This is a genomic window from Eubacterium ventriosum (assembly GCF_025150745.1).
In the GTDB taxonomy this organism is placed as follows: Bacteria; Bacillota; Clostridia; order Lachnospirales; family Lachnospiraceae; genus Eubacterium_G; species Eubacterium_G ventriosum.
This window is the reverse complement of record NZ_CP102282.1, coordinates 1,840,746-1,856,831: the sequence shown is the minus strand read 5'-3', so window position 1 is coordinate 1,856,831 and position 16,086 is coordinate 1,840,746. Positions and strand designations below refer to the sequence as shown.

Below are 16,086 nucleotides of genomic sequence, written 5' to 3'. Positions count from 1 at the left end.
AGCTTAATTATTTGGTTAAACTATTTTCTAATAAATCAACTGAAACTAATGCTGAAATACCTTTTTCCTGCATCGTTATACCATAAAGTCTGTCTGCACAATTCATAGTACCACGTCTATGTGTAATAACAATGAACTGTGTGTTCTTAGTAAGCTTATGAAGGTATTCTGCAAATCTTACAACGTTTGAACCATCAAGTGCCGCTTCAATTTCGTCTAAAAGACAGAACGGTGACGGTTTAAGGTTCTGAATTGCAAATAACAAGCTTATGGCTGTCAAGGCTTTTTCTCCACCGGATAACTGCATCATATTCTGAAGCTTCTTTCCTGGTGGCTGGGAAATAATGTTAATTCCTGCATCAAGAATATCATCGGCTTCCGTAAGTTCAATAGTACCTTTTCCACCTCCGAAAAGTTCTTTAAATACAGTATCAAATTCAACCTTAATTTCTTCGAATTTCTCCTTAAACTGTTTTCTCATGCCCACTTCAAGTTCATCAATTATTTTAAGAAGATTTTCTCTTGCTTCCATAAGATCATCATGCTGCCCTTTCATAAACTGATATCTTTCATTAATCTCCTTAAATTCTTCAATGGCATTAATGTTAACATCACCAAGAGACTTCATTTCTCGACGTATTCTTGCTATGTTTTCTCTTATGGATGACTTATCATTAAAATCATCACTCTTCAATTCAAAAGCTTTTCTATACGTAATTTCATATTCATTCCACATATAGCTTTCTTTATTTTCTGCCTTTTCTTCCAAAGCTTTTTTCTGTGAATTTAATCTGTAAACTTCCTTATCAAGTTCAGAAATATGCTTAGAAAGATTTTCACGTTTTTCAAAGAAGTCTTTATGATCAGCACTTTGCTTTTCTTTCTTTTCTTTTTCTTCTTCGATTTCTTTGTTTAATCTTTCAATGTCCTGTCTGCTCTTCTCAACTTCTTTTACAAAGCGGTCAATTGCGTCCACTCGTGCACTGATTTCTTCATTATTCTCGTTAGAATTAACTTTAATCTGCTGAAGTTCTCTGTTAAGATTTTCAATTATTTCTGTTGACTTATTTATTCTTTCAACAATAAATTCGTGTTTCTGCTTTAAGTTGGCTATTTCAATGTTAACCTCTTCAAGTATTCCGTTTTTGCTGTTAAGAACTTCTTTTAATTCAGTAAGTTTTTTAGTTTTTTCAACAACCTGTTTTTCAAGTTCTGAATTTCTGTCCTCCGTATCACTAAGTTCATCACTTAACTTGTTATTATTTTTGTTAATATCCTGAATTTCAGAAGCAATATTGTTACTTTCAAGAGTAAATCCCTGACACTGTGTAATAATATTGTCTTTCTGGGTTTTTGCCTGTTTTAAATTAATTTCAACAGTATTTTTAATAATCTGCTGTTCCTGAAGTCCTGCATTAATCTTGTTTATTTCTTCATTAACAGCACTTGTATTACTTCTGTTATCAAGTAATTCCTTGTCTAAGGCACTCTTTTCTTCTCTTAATTTAGAAATATACTTTTCAAGTTCATCAATCTCTCTACGTCTTCCCAAAAGATTGCTGTTATTCTTAAATGCACCACCGGAAATCGAACCACCAACATTAAGGTATTCGCCTTCAAGTGTTACAATTCTTACTGTATATCTGTATTTACGCTCAATGGAAATGGCATTATCAACTGTGTCAACAACCATTACTCTTCCAAGTAAATATTTTGCCACGCCTTCGTATTCTTTCTTAATATCAACCAAATCACTGGCAAGACCAATTACACCTTTTTCTTCCAAAGCATCCGGAGCATTAAAGTTCGTCTTGTTGCTCATACTGCTTAAAGGCAAAAATGTTGCACGACCAAATCTATGTTTTTTAAGATATTCAATTGTGTCCTTAGCTGTTGTTTCAGTATCAGTTACAATATTCTGAATATTTCCACCTAAAGCAGTTTCAATGGCAACTTCATACTTCTTGTCTACTTTAATAATATCAGCAACTACACCGATAATACCTTTCTTTGTATCTTTAAGTTCCATTACCTTCTTAATACTGTTTCCATATCCTTCATATCTTTCAGTAATGTTCTTTAAAGCTTCAAGATTAGACTTAGTCTTGTGATATTTTTCCTGATTTTTTGCCAAAGCAGCAGTTATTTCAGAATTTTTTGTTCTAAGTTCTGCCAAATGTTGTCTGTAATCGCTTAACTGTTCAGTTACCTGCTTGATTTCTTCTTCAATACCTTTTAACTGTTCTTCCAATTCAGCAATCATAGTATCCTGAGAATCTTTCTGACTCTGAAATTCAATCAGTTTCTGATTAAGCTGAGACTTTCTAATATTAATCTGTTCAAGTAAAGTATCACATCTCTGGATTTTAGTCTTAATCAAAGACTTTGCATTAAGTAATTCAATGATTTCAGCCTTATTTCTTTCAATTTCTTTTTCAAGTTCAACATGCTCCTCGTTTACTGAAGCCATTTCTTCACCTATTTCAGTCTGATTTACAACAATTTCATTTAAAGACTTTTCATTTTCTCTTTTTTCTTCTTCAGACTTAGCCAACTCTTTACTCTGAGTATCTATCTCCCCTGTAATTGACTGTATTCTCTGATTAATATATGATTCGTTATTTTTTGCAGAATTAATCTGTTCCTTAATAACATTAATCTGACCTTCTAATTTTTCAACATTAATTATTGTTTCATTTAATGTTGCTTTTTTATTTTCAATAGAAGCATTAATTTCTTCAATTATCTGCTCCAACTTTGTGTAGTCAGCTTTTATTTTTTCAAATTCTGCATTAGCGCTTTCCATATCTGATGAAGCAATTTTTATTTTTTCATCTATTTGGGAAAGTCTGTTTCTGATTTCATTAATTTCAATAAGAAACATATTAACGTCATTTACTCTTAAGTCCTCTTTAAGAACTAAATATTTCTTTGCTTTTTCGCACTGTTTTTCAAGTGGAACCACCTGACGTTCCAATTCGCCCAAAATATCTGAAACACGAACCAGATTCTGATTCTGGTCGTCTAACTTTTTCATGGCATCATTTTTACGTCTCTTAAATTTTACAATTCCTGCCGCTTCGTCAAACAGTTCTCTTCTCTCTTCCGGCTTGCCACTAAGGATTCTGTCAATCTGTCCCTGACCGATAATTGAATAACCTTCCTTCCCAATACCTGTATCGTAGAAAAGCTCATTTACATCCTTAAGCCTTACCTGAGTTCCGTTAATCATGTATTCGCTTTCGCCCGAACGGAATAAACGTCTTGAAACAGTAACTTCATCATAGTCAATGTTAAGCTTGTGGTCTGCATTATCAAAAGTAATTGCCACATACGCATATCCCATAGGTTTTCTGTTTTCTGTTCCTGCAAAAATAACATCTTCCATCTTTGAACTACGAAGTTGTTTAGTTTTCTGCTCTCCCAAAACCCATCTTACAGCATCTGCAACATTACTTTTTCCTGAACCGTTAGGACCTACAATGCCCGTTATTCCGTTGTGAAACTGGAAGTTTATTTTATTTGCAAATGATTTAAATCCGTGTATCTCTATATTTTTTAAATACATTCTAATTCCTCTTATCTAAAGTTTTTAAGGCATCAAATGCTGCCTGCTGTTCTGCCGCTTTCTTTGTATGTCCCTGACCTTTACCGATAATCTTGCCGTTAAGCTTTGCAGCAGCTTCATATGTCTTATTATGATCCGGTCCCCATTCCTTAATTATTTCATAAACAAGGTTTCCGTTCTTTACAGAATTAACTCTTTCCTGTAACACAGTTTTGCTATCATAAAACAGTTTCTTCTTCTCTATGTCATTTAAAGCAAACTTTAATATAAAATATTTTGCTTCCTCTATTCCACCATCAAGGAATATGGCTCCGATAAGTGCCTCAAAAGCATCCGAAACTATGGAATCTCTCTTTCTACCACCAGTTTCATCTTCACCTTTTCCAAGATAAATAAAATCTTCCAAATCAATCTCTCTTGCATCCATTGCCAAAGTAGGCTCACAAACAAGGCTTGCTCTAAGCTTTGTCATTTTTCCTTCCGGCATATCTTTCATATTCTTGTACAAATATTCACTTGATAAAAGTTCTAACACCGCATCTCCAAGAAATTCCAGTCTTTCATTATCCTTCATTCCCTTATGCTTATGCTCGTTGGCATAAGATGTATGCGTTAGTGCATTAATTAATAAATCTTTGTCTTTAAAGCAATATCCTATATTACTCTCTAATTTCTCGTAATCAGTATTCACGTTTTTTCCTTTCTCTTGATTCTTTTATAAAAAAAAGAATCAAACTTTATTAATAATGCCCTTTTGCTTTTGTTCTCTTACGGAAAATTTTAAACAATTTCCAATAAGAGAGCAAAAGCCCCGGTAATAGGGCTTTTAGCTTTCATAATCTCTTCTAAAATTATATTCTTTAATAATTTTAGTCTTTATAATTCTTTCTTTATAGCTTCAAAAGCATCTCCTGCTGTTACAATATTTTCTGTAGCTTCTGTTGGAATCTTAATTCCAAATTCACTCTCGATTCCCATTACGATTTCAAGTACGTCAAGGGAGTCTGCTCCCAAATCTTCAACGAACTTGCTATCCGGTGTAATCTTTGATGCATCAATATCCAAAACCTCTGCAATTGCATTTGCTAATCTTTCAAATTCCATAATTAATCCTCCATTGTTAATTTTTCTTTAATTTTGTTATTTAAATCCATTTTCTTAAAAGTTGCACACTGGAAAATAGAATTTTTTATTTCTACAGCTTTTGAATTACCGTGTGTCTTAACAAGCAATCCCTTAAGTCCAAGTAATGGTGCTCCGCCGTATTCTTCTATTTGGAAAGTCTTTAAAGTCTTCTTTAAATCCTTCTTTATAAGTAAAGCTCCAAGTTTATTCTTGATACCATTAGTAATAGTTCCCTTAATCTTCGATAAAAGTACTCCGCCGACACCTTCGTAAAGTTTAAGAATAACATTACCTACAAAAGCGTCACAAACTACAACATCTGCAGCACCTTCAGGAATCTCTCTTGCCTCAACATTTCCGATAAAGTTAATTCCTTTTGTTTCTTTTAATAACTGATAAGCTTCTTTTGTAAGAGCATTTCCTTTTTCTTCTTCCGCACCTATATTAACAAGTCCAACTCTTGGATTCTTTACTCCTACAATATTCTCCATATAAGTAGCACCAATCTTCGCAAACTGTACAAGATGTGATGGTCTTGAATCCACATTAGCTCCACAATCAATTAAAAGTGCAGCTCCATTCTTAGTTGGAATAAGCGGCGCAAGAGGTGGTCTTTGAACACCCTTAAGTCTTCCTATGATAACGTGACCACCAACAAGGTTAGCTCCTGTACTTCCTGCTGAAACCATTCCATCAGCTTCACCTTTCTTAACCATATACAAGCACTTTACAAGCGAAGAATCTGTTTTCTCTCTTATTGCTGCAACAGGCGGTTCTCCTGTTTCAATAATTTCAGTAGCATTAACAATCTCTAACTGATCACTGTTATACTTATACTTGCTCAATTCTTCCTTAATCTGTTCTTCAACACCTACAAGTTTAACTAATATATCTTTATTTTCATTTGTAGCTTCAACAGCGCCCTTTACAATCTCAAAAGGTGCGTTATCTCCGCCCATACAATCTAATGCAACTATTGTCTTTGACATATAATGCCTCCTTTTTTCGCATATAGAATTACTATACTAAAAAAACGGTGCAAAATCAAGGTTTGAGGTTTTGTGTATAACTTTATTTGTTATACACATGACTTCGTCATGCATAACACTTCGAATTTGCTCCGCTACTTCTCAGTGATTATACATTCGCCACATAATTCCTTTCTTATACAAGTATAAAAGGAATTATGTGGATCATTGTGTATAACAAAAATAAGACTCTGTGAAAATTCACAAAGTCTTATTTTTATAATTAATTCCTTATTGACGAAATCTTTCGTTTAATAATTAGTCAACTGAAACGATTTCTTTCTTGTTGTAGCTACCGCATGCCTTGCATACTCTATGTGGCATCATTAACTCTCCACATTTGCTACATTTAACAAGGTTTGGAGCTGACATCTTCCAGTTAGCTCTTCTCTTATCTCTTCTTCCTTTAGAAGATTTGTTCTTTGGACAGATAGACATGGTTTACACCTCCTTAAACTGATTAAAAATATCTAATATTTTCGACATTCTCGGATCGAGTTCTGCGTCATCGCACTTACAAGATCCCAAATTGAGATTAGCGCCGCATCTATTGCAAATTCCTTTGCAGTTTTCACGGCAAAGAACTTTCATAGGTAAATTAACCAGAACCTCGTTATGAATTAAAACTTCAGTATCGAAGCTTGTACCTTCCAAATAATAATCTTCGTCCAGTTCAGCAATCTTCTCTTCTGCTGTTTTATTCATATCCAAGTCTTTGAAATAATCAATATCAATCTTGTAATCTACCGGCTCTAAACATCTGTCGCAAGGTATCTCTAAAACAACAAACCCTTCACATCTGGAGGATATATGTTTCTTTCCTTCATTATGAAAAGAAAGTTGCAAGTCATAATCCTTAATTTTATATGAAGCTGTTGATGTTTCAAACACGTCTGCTTCCAACTGTAGATGATAGCTTCTATTGCCATTATCTTCCTGTAAAAGCTCATGTAAATCAATTATCATAATATCCTCTTTTCAAAGACACCTTAACAATTATACATATCAGTGCCTTATTTGTCAAATACTTTTTATTTATTTACTATTTCTACTGTCTCTCTTGCTATTGCAAGTTCTTCATTTGTAGGAACAACAAATACTTTAACCTTAGAATCTTCTGTCGAAATCATTACCTCTTCACCTCTGCTATCATTAGCTTCATGATTGATTTTAACTCCCATATATCCTAAATGTTCCATTACTGCAGCTCTTACAAACTTGTTATTTTCTCCTACACCTGCTGTAAAAGCAATGGCATCAACACCGTTCATAACTGCAATGTAAGCTCCAACAAATCTTACAACCTGTCTGATATAAGCATCAAATGCTGACTTAGCCTTTGCATTTCCATCTTCAATTGCCTGAGTTATATCTCTAAAGTCACTTGAAACTTCTGAAAGTCCTGCAACACCTGATTCCTTATTCAACATATTGATAACCTGGTCAATACTAAGACCATCCTGTTTTGCAATAACTTCAATAATACTTGGATCAATATCACCTGAACGTGTTCCCATAATAACACCTGCAAGTGGAGTAAGTCCCATACTTGTATCTACAGACTTGCCACCATCAACTGCGCAAATACTTGCGCCATTTCCTAAATGACAAACAATAGTCTTTAGTTCATCGTATGGCTTGTTCATAATCTCGGCTACTCTCTTTGAAACAAAACTGTGAGAAGTTCCGTGGAAGCCATATCTTCTAATCTTATTTTCATCATAATACTTTCTTGGAATTGCATATAAATAAGCACTTTCAGGCATTGTCTGATGGAAAGCTGTATCAAAAACAACTACATTAGGTGTGTCAGACATTAACTTCATGCATGCCTTAATTCCAATAATGTTAGCCGGATTATGAAGTGGTGCCAAATAATTGCATTCTTCAATCTTCTTAATAACATCATCATCTACTAAAGTTGCCTTTGAGAAATATTCTCCACCATGAACAACTCTGTGTCCAACAGCTTTAACTTCACTCATATCATTAATAACACCTGTTTCTTTATTTGTAAGTGCTTTGATAACTGCATCAATAGCTTCATGATGCGTTGGCATATCAATGTTGCTTAGTTCTTTTTCACCACCTGTTGGCTGATATGTTATTACACTGCCTTTAATTCCGATTCTTTCGCAAATACCTTTTGCAAGTACTTTTTCGCTGTCAGAATCAATCAACTGAAACTTTAATGATGAACTTCCACAATTTATTACTAAAACTTCCATTTCTAAACTCCTAATTTCTGCTAATAATTTTATGTTTTTTAATTAATCTGCGCCTGAACTGCTGTTATTGCCACAACACCTACAATATCTTTTGCACTACATCCTCTTGATAAGTCATTAACCGGCTTTGCAATTCCCTGGCAAAGTGGACCGTATGCCTCTGCATTTCCAAGTCTCTGAATTAACTTGTAACCAATATTGCCTGCATCCAAATCAGGGAAAATAAGTACATTAGCCTTTCCTGCTACCGGGCTGTCCGGTGCTTTAAGTGCTGCCACCTCTGGAACAACTGCAGCATCAGTCTGAAGTTCTCCGTCAATCAAAAACTGAGGATATTCCTTCTGTGCAATCTTTGTTGCTTCAACAACCTTGTCTACATCCGGATGTGCTGCACTTCCATGTGTTGAATGTGAAAGCATTGCTACTCTTGCCTTCTCCCCTACCAAATATTCAAATGACTCTGCACTACTTGCAGCTATATCTGCCAACTGCACCGGATTAGGATTCTGGTTAAGTCCACAATCTCCCATAACAAATACCCCATCAGCGCCTAATTCTTTGTTCTGTACACACATTACAAAGAAAGCCGAAACAAGCTTGCTTCCCGGCTTAGTCTTAATAATCTGCAATGATGGTCTAAGTGTATTGGCAGATGAGTGACAGGCACCTGAAACAACGCCGTCTGCATCTCCCGCTCTAACCATCATACATGCAAAATACATATAATCGCTTACGAGCATTGCATAAGCCTGAGTTTCTGTCATTCCCTTAGCCTTTCTAAGCATATAAAACTCTTCAGCATATTCTTTAGTCTTAACACAATCCTTAGGATCTATGATTGTTACATTTTCTATGTCATAACCTTTCCCATATTTCTCCGCCTCTTCGGGACTGGCCAAAATAATAATGTTTGCGAAATCTTCTTCAACAATCTGTTGTGCTGCCTCATATGTACGTCTATCCATTCCTTCAGGAAGCACAATAGTTTTCTTGTTAGATTTTGCCTTGATCTTTAGTTGCTCAATAAAACCCATTTCTATTCTCCTTAAATCCTTATATTCACCAATCATAACTATTATAATATAAGATTTTTCAATAAACAACACCTATTTGTTCCCTAATCAATTGAAAGTTTAGTGCAATAATGATAGAATCAATTCCTACGAGGTAAATTATATGAAAATTGTTGGAATTATAGCAGAATTTAATCCATTTCATAATGGACATAAGTATTTAATATCAAAGGCTAAGGAAGTATGTAATGCAGATGCCGCCGTTATTGTCTGTAGTGGAAACTATGTTCAACGCGGTATGCCTGCCATTATTAATAAAACTTCAAGATGCGAAATGGCAATGCTAAACGGAGCTGATTTGGTAATCGAACTACCTGTCGTTTACTCCACTGCATCTGCTGAATTATTTGCAACAGCTTCAATTGCATTATTAGATTCTCTTAACTGTGTTGATTATCTATGTTTTGGTTGTGAAACAGATTCAATAGACCTTTTAAACACAGTTGCAGAAATATTAATAAATGAGCCAAAAGAATATAAAGATTTACTTACCATAAATTTAAAAACAGGCATTTCATTTCCGAAAGCCCGTGCAAAGGCGTTAGATGAATACTTTAAGAAATACAACTTAGATTATAGTCTAGATATTAATTCTAAAAAATATGCAAAATACCCTTCCGATATTACTTCAAATAGCAATTTAGATATTAATACTTTTATAAATCAACCAAACAATATTCTTGGAATAGAATATATAAAAGCACTTATGCGATTTAACTCCAAAATAAATCCTGTGCCTCTTAAAAGACTTGGTGCTGGCTATCATTCTCTTGATACAAGAACAAAACTTGCTTCTGCAACAGGAATACGAACAGCCATGGCTAACAAAGACAACATTTCAGGTCTTCTGCCTGATAATTGCCTAAACATTATAAAAAACCACACAACCATAGAATATAATGACTTTTCAACTGTTCTGGGAAGCAAACTTTTATCAATGGATACATTAGACCATATAGAAGGAATAAATCAGGACTTATCAAACAGAATAGCAAACAACAAATACAATTTTACAGACATAGAAACTTTTATGCCAATGCTGCAGTCAAAGAACTACACATACTCAGCTATATCAAGAGCATTACTACATATAATTCTTGATATAAAAACAGACGGCCTAAAAGAATTCATAAGCAACAACTATGTCAACTATGCAATGATACTGGGCTTTAACAAAAACACCGGCGTCTTATCAGAAATAAGCAAAAGCACAAAAATACCACTGGTAAGCAAATTTGCAACCTTTTATAAAGAGGCTGATAACAATCAGAGAAAAATGTTAGACATAAACTTAAAAGCCGACAACCTATACAGAATGATATATATGAACAAAACCAGTGAAACATTGCCAACCGAATTTCAGCGACAAATAATAATAAAATAACTATCACTTTATCTTTTATATTCTTTTTTGCATCCTGTACCCAGATATAATAATTTTTCTTAAATTTCTGGGTACATAATCTGCAATATCAATGTCCTCTAACTTAGTCATTTAATCTCCCCCAAAAATCTGGAAATTCAAATCTCCCGTCTCCATTTATTTGAATATTGTCAAAAAGAGGATGCATGCAAACACGCTACGTATATCATTTTGCTCCGTCGTCTATTGTAAAGCTAAAACTTAAACTCGCCTACTGCTCAAACAGTAAGTTTTACGCTTTACACTATACACACAAAATTTTGAAAAGTTGCCTATTGTTTGCAAAACATCCTCTTTTTTGACAATATATAAACAAATATTAATTTTTAAAACTATGAATTGGTGCAGGTATTCTACCTGTTCTGTTAACAAAAGCATCACATGAGAAATTGTTAACCGGCATAATTGGTGCATAACCTAATAAGCCACCAAATTCTACCATTTCTCCAACTCCCTTTCCAATTACAGGGATTACTCTTACTGCTGTTGTTTTCTGATTAATCATACCAATGGCTGATTCGTCAGCAATAATACCTGCAATAGTTGTTGGTTTTGTGTCCCCGGGAATTGCTATCATATCAAGTCCTACTGAACATACACAAGTCATTGCTTCTAACTTTTCAATGCATAAAGCACCTTCTTTTACTGCATCAATCATTCCCTGATCTTCACTTACAGGAATAAATGCACCACTTAAACCACCAACATATGATGAAGCCATTACTCCACCTTTCTTAACCTGATCATTTAATAGTGCAAGTGCTGCTGTTGTTCCCGGTGCACCTGTTCTTTCAAGACCGATTTCCTGCAAAATATCAGCTACGCTGTCACCAATTGCAGGTGTTGGTGCCAATGATAAGTCAACTATACCAAAAGGAACATTTAATCTTCTGCTTGCTTCTTCAGCAACAAGCTGACCAACTCTTGTAACCTTAAATGCGGTCTTTTTAATCGTGTCACAGAGAACTTCGAAGTTTTCTCCTCTTACTTTCTTTAATGCGTGTCTTACAACGCCAGGTCCTGATACACCTACGTTAATAATTGCATCAGCTTCTGTTACACCATGGAAAGCACCTGCCATAAATGGGTTATCATCCGGTGCGTTACAGAATACAACAAGTTTAGCACAGCCTAATGAATCCTGATTAGCAGTTTTTTCTGCTGTTTTATGTACTATTTCACCCATTAGACGAACTGCGTCCATGTTAATTCCTGTTTTTGATGAGCCAACATTAACTGAGCTACAAACTCTTTCTGTTACAGCTAATGCTTCAGGAATTGAACGAATAAGATTTTCTTCTGCAGGTGTCATTCCCTTATTAACAAGAGCTGAATAACCGCCTAAGAAATTTACGCCAACTTCCTTAGCTACTTTGTCCAATGTTTTTGCAATTGTAACAAAATCTTCAGGTTTCTTACACGCACTGCCACCTACCAAAGCAATAGGTGTTACTGAAATACGCTTATTTACAATCGGAATACCATATTCCTTTGAAATATCTTCACCTGTCTGCACAAGATTGCTTGCCAATCTTTTGATTTTGTTATAAATATTATTATTTAATGTTTCAAGGTCGTCACTTATACAATCCAGCAAACTAATACCTAAAGTAATAGTTCTTACGTCTAAATTGTAATTTTCAATCATCTTATTTGTTTCTGTTACTTCAAATCTGTTAATCATAAAGCCCTCCGATTAAATTCTGTGCATGCTGTTAAAAATATCTTCATGTTGCATTTTAATACTAACACCAATCTTCTCACCTAATTTATCAAGGTCATCTGAAAGTTCATTAATCGGCTTAGAAGCCTTATTACAATCTACGATCATCATCATGTTAAAATATTCCTGCACAATAGTCTGTGAAATATCAAGGATATTTACATTGTTTTCTGCAAGATATGAACATACCCCTGCAATAATTCCTACTGTGTCTTTGCCTACTACTGTAATAATTGTTTTCTTCATAAAGTCCTCCTTTTAAAAACTTCTCTGTGTGACTTTTTTACACAAAGAATGTTGGTTTTTATTAAAATTCAACAAGACAGGATGGTTTTACTCTGCTTGCGACTCTAATATCAAGATTATCTGCCTGATATTTATCAGGGCTAAAATTTATTTCATTTCTGACTGCCTGATAGGCAAGTTCAGGATAGTTGTTTTCTTCGCTTAAATGACCTAAAAGTATATGCTTTAATCTGTCACTTAGAAGTCGGTTCAACAATCTTCCACAAGCCTCGTTGGACAAATGTCCCTTGTTTCCCCAAATTCGCTGTTTTAAGCTATATGGATAAGGTCCTGTCTGAAGCATGTTAACATCGTGGTTTGACTCAATTAATGCCGCGTCAAGATTTTGAAGACTTGATACCAGCTTGTCATCGTACTCGCCTAAATCTGTAACAACTGCACAAGATTTTTCTTTTTCAAAAAATCTGTAGCACACAGGATCCGCCGCATCGTGGCTAATATGTAACGGTAACAATTCAATGTCCTTAATGGAAAAATCTCTATCAGGCTTAATTACATTAAAAAGATCACTGTCAACCTTTCCAACTGTTTTATTGTTAAGAATACAGTTAATGGTGCCTTCAGTAGCATAAACAGGCACTTGATATTTTCTAAGAAAAACTCCAAGTCCCTTAATATGGTCACTATGCTCATGAGTAATTACTATACCATCTATGTTTTCAGGCTTTTTCCCGAAAAACTCCAAGCCTTCTTCTGCCTTTTTTCTGCTTATTCCCACATCAACTAATATTGATGAATTATTATTTTCCACAAGAATACAGTTACCTTTACTGCTACTTGATATTGACGATAATTTCATTTGTGCACCTCTAAACTTTCCCATACATTTTATTGTATTTTGTGATTATTTTCAACCTATAGCAGTAATAAAAAAAATTTTTAATAATATTATATATAAAAAACAGTGATAAATTTAATGTTAATCCTCTCTAAATCAGTACGCTCAAAAAAATATGTGTATTCTTTTGTATGTCTTTTTATCATGGCATGCTGTATTATTTATTCTGTCAATATTACAAATTATGTAATTTTAGGAATAAAAATATGCTTGTATTCAGTTATTCCTTCACTACTTCCTTTTATGCTTATTACTAACTATATGCAGGCTCACAATCTTTGTACTACAGTTTCTGCCATATTTTACCCCATTTTCAACAAATTGATGAGCTTGTCGGAATATGGAACCTTTGCCTTAATAATCGGTTTTACAAGTGGTTATCCTATGGGTGCAAAAATAATCGGTGATTTGTATTCTGCCAACAACATTTCTTTTAAAGAAGCAAAACTTTTAATAACCTTTTGTAATATTTCAAGCATTTCTTTTCTGATAAATTATGTATTAAACAAATGCCTTAATAACTGCATTCCACCGTGGTTAATAATTCTTTTTGTTTATTTGCCTCCATTACTAACAGGCTTATTTAATAGTCGCTTTATAAAATTTACAAATAATAACAACACTGTACACACAGAATCTACTTTCAATTCAATACATGCAACTTTTTATTCCCTTGCTAGGCTTAGCATATATATTATCTGCTTTAACATCCTAGTTAATTTTATAATTAGCATTAATAAGATACCGGTACTGCAAAAATATATAATTGTTGGACTAACAGAAATAACCACCGCTTCATTATACATATCGACTGAAAGTAATTTGTACCTTAAAATATATTTAACATGTTCTTCCATTATATTAGGTGGTTTAAGTATTATGTTCCAATCCTTTAGTTTTCTTAATAACTCTACTTTAAAGAGATATTATGTTCTTGGAAAAATAGAGCACTTTCTTATTTTCAATATAATATTTTTCATATGGATGTCTTGTAATTAATAGAATTTCTATTAATTGTTCCATAAACTACAAGAAGGCAAAAGTACACTGGTACTTTTGCCTTCTTATAGTTTAAAGCTATAATAAATCTACTGATAAATTGTCATCTTCACCGTTTTCTACAGATTCTTCGTCCTCAGCTCCGCCAAGTTCTTTTCTGCTTTCAACAACAACGTTTAATGAGCTGTTAAGTGATGTCATCATTGTGTTCTGAGCACTTTCAAAGCTATCCATACCTGTTGATAAAATGCTCTGAACATTTGCAAGAATATCGTCTGTATACTGCATAGCTCTTGTTCTTAAATCGTTAGCTTCTGTTGTAGCTGAATCTAAAATTCCCTGAGCTTCTGCCTGAGCCTGTTCAATAATCTGGTTTGCCTCTTCGTAAGCTTTCTGCATAATTTCATGTTCGCTTACAAGTTGATTAATATGAGCTGTAGCTTCTGAAACCATAGCTTCTGCTCGTTCTTTGGCATCATTTAAGATAGCGTCCTTATTAGCAATAATCTTCTGATACTTCTTAATTTCATCCGGTGTTCTAAGCCTAAGTTCTGCCAACAATTCATCAATTTCATCTTTATTTACAATAATCTTTGATGTTGATAATGGCTGAAATTTACAATTATCAATATATTCCTCTATCTCTGTAATAATCTGTTCAATCTTACTCATTTTTTTCTCCTTTATCCTTTAATCTTTCATATACCTGATTAACAACACTTTCCGGAACAAATCTGCTAATATCAGCTCCATAAAACGCAGCCTCCCTTACAGTACTTGAACTAAGGTAAGCATACTCCAGACTTGTTGTAAAAAATATAGTATCTATATTATCATCCAATATAGAATTAGTCTGAGACATCTGTAACTCATATTCAAAATCCGTTACAGCTCTAAGACCTCTGACGATAATCTGTGCATCAATCTTCTTAGCAAAGTCAACCAACAGCCCCTCAAATGACATAACCTTCACATTAGGGATATCCCTGACCACTTCCTCCAACATTTTAACACGATTTTCTACTGAAAACAACGGCGTTTTAGAATTATTATTCAAAACACCAACTACCAGCTCATCTACAATCTTAGAAGCTCTCCTAATAATATCAAGATGACCAAAGGTTACCGGGTCAAAACTTCCCGGATAAATTGCTCTTCTCATATCACTCTCCTATAAGTTTAAGAAATACATGTTTGTTAGTCTTATATTTCTTTTCTTTTATTATTTCATATCCTAATTCACTGGCATATGAAAAATCTGTATCCAAAGATGCTTCAACGATTATCCTTGAACTTTTATTTATTAAATCAGATTTGCTAAGAAAAATCAATACATCTTTTTCATAAAGTTTATCATAAGGTGGATCCATAAATATAAAATCAAACTTAACTTTATGTTCTAAGTCTTTCAATGCGCTTTCCACAGGCATTGCCATAACAACTGCATCATCCTGTAATTTTGTAAAATTCAAATTATCCTTAATGCATTGTACAGCCTTCTTATTACTCTCAACAAAATAAGCTTTGGAAGCTCCACGACTTAACGCTTCAATGCCAATGGCTCCGCTTCCACTAAACAAATCAAGAAAAACTGCCTGCGGCATATCGTTATTTATCATGTTAAATAATGTTTCCTTAATTCTGTCTGTTGTTGGGCGTGTTCCCATACCGTCAATTGTTTTCAGTTGTAATCTTCTCGCCTTGCCTGCTATAACTCTCATTTAAACTCCCTAATTAACAAAATAATCTTTTAAGACAAAAAGCAAGCAACTAAG

16 protein-coding genes are annotated in these 16,086 nt (G+C 34.0%); 2 read left to right on the top strand and 14 right to left on the bottom strand.

All coding sequences use genetic code 11. From position 1 onward, the window contains the following. Positions 1 to 7: 7 nt before the first annotated feature. The 8 genes from smc to pta form a co-directional block, all read right to left on the bottom strand. On the bottom strand, positions 8 to 3,568 hold the full coding sequence (gene smc, locus NQ558_RS08325) for a chromosome segregation protein SMC (protein WP_005362738.1): 3,561 nt from the start codon (positions 3,566 to 3,568) through the stop codon (positions 8 to 10). Between the two features lies 1 nt (position 3,569). Further along, positions 3,570 to 4,259 (bottom strand): ribonuclease III, encoded by a 690-nt coding sequence (gene rnc / locus NQ558_RS08320; RefSeq protein ID WP_040447040.1) that lies wholly within the window; start codon positions 4,257 to 4,259, stop codon positions 3,570 to 3,572. Between the two features lie 185 nt (positions 4,260 to 4,444). After that, positions 4,445 to 4,672 carry an acyl carrier protein gene (acpP, locus tag NQ558_RS08315; protein WP_005362742.1) on the bottom strand — a complete coding sequence of 76 codons (228 nt, stop codon included), beginning with the start codon at positions 4,670 to 4,672 and terminating at the stop codon, positions 4,445 to 4,447. A 2-nt stretch (positions 4,673 to 4,674) separates the two neighbouring features. Then, positions 4,675 to 5,682, bottom strand: coding sequence for a phosphate acyltransferase PlsX (plsX, locus tag NQ558_RS08310; RefSeq protein ID WP_005362744.1), 1,008 nt, complete (start codon positions 5,680 to 5,682; stop codon positions 4,675 to 4,677). A 297-nt stretch (positions 5,683 to 5,979) separates the two neighbouring features. Then, positions 5,980 to 6,159 carry a 50S ribosomal protein L32 gene (gene rpmF / locus NQ558_RS08305; RefSeq protein ID WP_040447042.1) on the bottom strand — a complete coding sequence of 60 codons (180 nt, stop codon included), beginning with the start codon at positions 6,157 to 6,159 and terminating at the stop codon, positions 5,980 to 5,982. Positions 6,160 to 6,162: 3 nt separating this feature from the next. After that, on the bottom strand, positions 6,163 to 6,687 hold the full coding sequence (locus NQ558_RS08300; RefSeq protein WP_005362746.1) for a YceD family protein: 525 nt from the start codon (positions 6,685 to 6,687) through the stop codon (positions 6,163 to 6,165). Between the two features lie 65 nt (positions 6,688 to 6,752). Next, entirely contained in the window at positions 6,753 to 7,949 is a 1,197-nt protein-coding gene (locus tag NQ558_RS08295) for an acetate kinase (RefSeq protein WP_005362748.1), read from the bottom strand. Between the two features lie 38 nt (positions 7,950 to 7,987). Further along, complete coding sequence (gene pta, locus NQ558_RS08290; RefSeq protein ID WP_040447044.1) at positions 7,988 to 8,983, bottom strand: phosphate acetyltransferase; 996 nt, start codon at positions 8,981 to 8,983, stop codon at positions 7,988 to 7,990. Positions 8,984 to 9,125: 142 nt separating this feature from the next. Here pta and NQ558_RS08285 point away from each other — a divergent pair, with 142 nt between their 5' ends. Further along, positions 9,126 to 10,406 (top strand): nucleotidyltransferase, encoded by a 1,281-nt coding sequence (locus NQ558_RS08285; RefSeq protein WP_005362757.1) that lies wholly within the window; start codon positions 9,126 to 9,128, stop codon positions 10,404 to 10,406. Positions 10,407 to 10,764: 358 nt separating this feature from the next. Here the strand turns inward: NQ558_RS08285 and NQ558_RS08280 are convergent, their stop codons facing one another. The 3 genes from NQ558_RS08280 to NQ558_RS08270 all read right to left on the bottom strand — a co-directional run bounded on the left by NQ558_RS08280 (position 10,765) and on the right by NQ558_RS08270 (position 13,297). After that, entirely contained in the window at positions 10,765 to 12,129 is a 1,365-nt protein-coding gene (locus NQ558_RS08280) for a PFL family protein (RefSeq protein ID WP_005362759.1), read from the bottom strand. 12 nt (positions 12,130 to 12,141) lie between these two features. Continuing rightward, complete coding sequence (locus tag NQ558_RS08275) at positions 12,142 to 12,414, bottom strand: ACT domain-containing protein (protein ID WP_005362761.1); 273 nt, start codon at positions 12,412 to 12,414, stop codon at positions 12,142 to 12,144. Positions 12,415 to 12,475: 61 nt separating this feature from the next. Beyond that, the gene (locus tag NQ558_RS08270; RefSeq protein WP_005362763.1) at positions 12,476 to 13,297 is read right to left on the bottom strand and encodes an MBL fold metallo-hydrolase; all 822 of its coding nucleotides are present in this window, start codon (positions 13,295 to 13,297) and stop codon (positions 12,476 to 12,478) included. 93 nt (positions 13,298 to 13,390) lie between these two features. Between NQ558_RS08270 and NQ558_RS13215 the strand changes: the two genes are divergently transcribed. Next, the gene (locus NQ558_RS13215) at positions 13,391 to 14,311 is read left to right on the top strand and encodes a nucleoside recognition domain-containing protein (RefSeq protein ID WP_412098418.1); all 921 of its coding nucleotides are present in this window, start codon (positions 13,391 to 13,393) and stop codon (positions 14,309 to 14,311) included. 78 nt (positions 14,312 to 14,389) lie between these two features. Here the strand turns inward: NQ558_RS13215 and NQ558_RS08265 are convergent, their stop codons facing one another. From NQ558_RS08265 to rsmD, 3 genes are read right to left on the bottom strand one after another with little or no spacing between them, the layout of a single operon-like run. Continuing rightward, a complete protein-coding gene (locus NQ558_RS08265) occupies positions 14,390 to 14,983 on the bottom strand; it encodes a hypothetical protein (RefSeq protein WP_005362766.1) in 594 nt (197 codons plus the stop codon). Further along, positions 14,976 to 15,473 (bottom strand): pantetheine-phosphate adenylyltransferase, encoded by a 498-nt coding sequence (coaD, locus tag NQ558_RS08260; protein WP_005362768.1) that lies wholly within the window; start codon positions 15,471 to 15,473, stop codon positions 14,976 to 14,978. The genes NQ558_RS08265 and coaD overlap by 8 nt, the downstream gene beginning before the upstream one ends. 1 nt (position 15,474) lies before the next feature. Beyond that, the gene (gene rsmD, locus NQ558_RS08255) at positions 15,475 to 16,032 is read right to left on the bottom strand and encodes a 16S rRNA (guanine(966)-N(2))-methyltransferase RsmD (protein WP_005362770.1); all 558 of its coding nucleotides are present in this window, start codon (positions 16,030 to 16,032) and stop codon (positions 15,475 to 15,477) included. Between the last annotated feature and the right edge of the window lie 54 nt (positions 16,033 to 16,086).

Bases quoted from the DNA above. Each gene is read 5' to 3' on its own strand.
- smc (WP_005362738.1), bottom strand. From the start codon at position 3,568: ATGTATTTAAAAAATATAGAGATACACGGATTTAAATCATTTGCAAAT.
- acpP (WP_005362742.1), bottom strand. From the start codon at position 4,672: ATGGAATTTGAAAGATTAGCAAATGCAATTGCAGAGGTTTTGGATATT.
- plsX (WP_005362744.1), bottom strand. From the start codon at position 5,682: ATGTCAAAGACAATAGTTGCATTAGATTGTATGGGCGGAGATAACGCA.
- rpmF (WP_040447042.1), bottom strand. From the start codon at position 6,159: ATGTCTATCTGTCCAAAGAACAAATCTTCTAAAGGAAGAAGAGATAAG.
- NQ558_RS08300 (WP_005362746.1), bottom strand. From the start codon at position 6,687: ATGATAATTGATTTACATGAGCTTTTACAGGAAGATAATGGCAATAGA.
- NQ558_RS08295 (WP_005362748.1), bottom strand. From the start codon at position 7,949: ATGGAAGTTTTAGTAATAAATTGTGGAAGTTCATCATTAAAGTTTCAG.
- pta (WP_040447044.1), bottom strand. From the start codon at position 8,983: ATGGGTTTTATTGAGCAACTAAAGATCAAGGCAAAATCTAACAAGAAA.
- NQ558_RS08285 (WP_005362757.1), top strand. From the start codon at position 9,126: ATGAAAATTGTTGGAATTATAGCAGAATTTAATCCATTTCATAATGGA.
- NQ558_RS08280 (WP_005362759.1), bottom strand. From the start codon at position 12,129: ATGATTAACAGATTTGAAGTAACAGAAACAAATAAGATGATTGAAAAT.
- NQ558_RS08275 (WP_005362761.1), bottom strand. From the start codon at position 12,414: ATGAAGAAAACAATTATTACAGTAGTAGGCAAAGACACAGTAGGAATT.
- NQ558_RS08270 (WP_005362763.1), bottom strand. From the start codon at position 13,297: ATGGGAAAGTTTAGAGGTGCACAAATGAAATTATCGTCAATATCAAGT.
- NQ558_RS13215 (WP_412098418.1), top strand. From the start codon at position 13,391: ATGTTAATCCTCTCTAAATCAGTACGCTCAAAAAAATATGTGTATTCT.
- NQ558_RS08265 (WP_005362766.1), bottom strand. From the start codon at position 14,983: ATGAGTAAGATTGAACAGATTATTACAGAGATAGAGGAATATATTGAT.
- coaD (WP_005362768.1), bottom strand. From the start codon at position 15,473: ATGAGAAGAGCAATTTATCCGGGAAGTTTTGACCCGGTAACCTTTGGT.
- rsmD (WP_005362770.1), bottom strand. From the start codon at position 16,032: ATGAGAGTTATAGCAGGCAAGGCGAGAAGATTACAACTGAAAACAATT.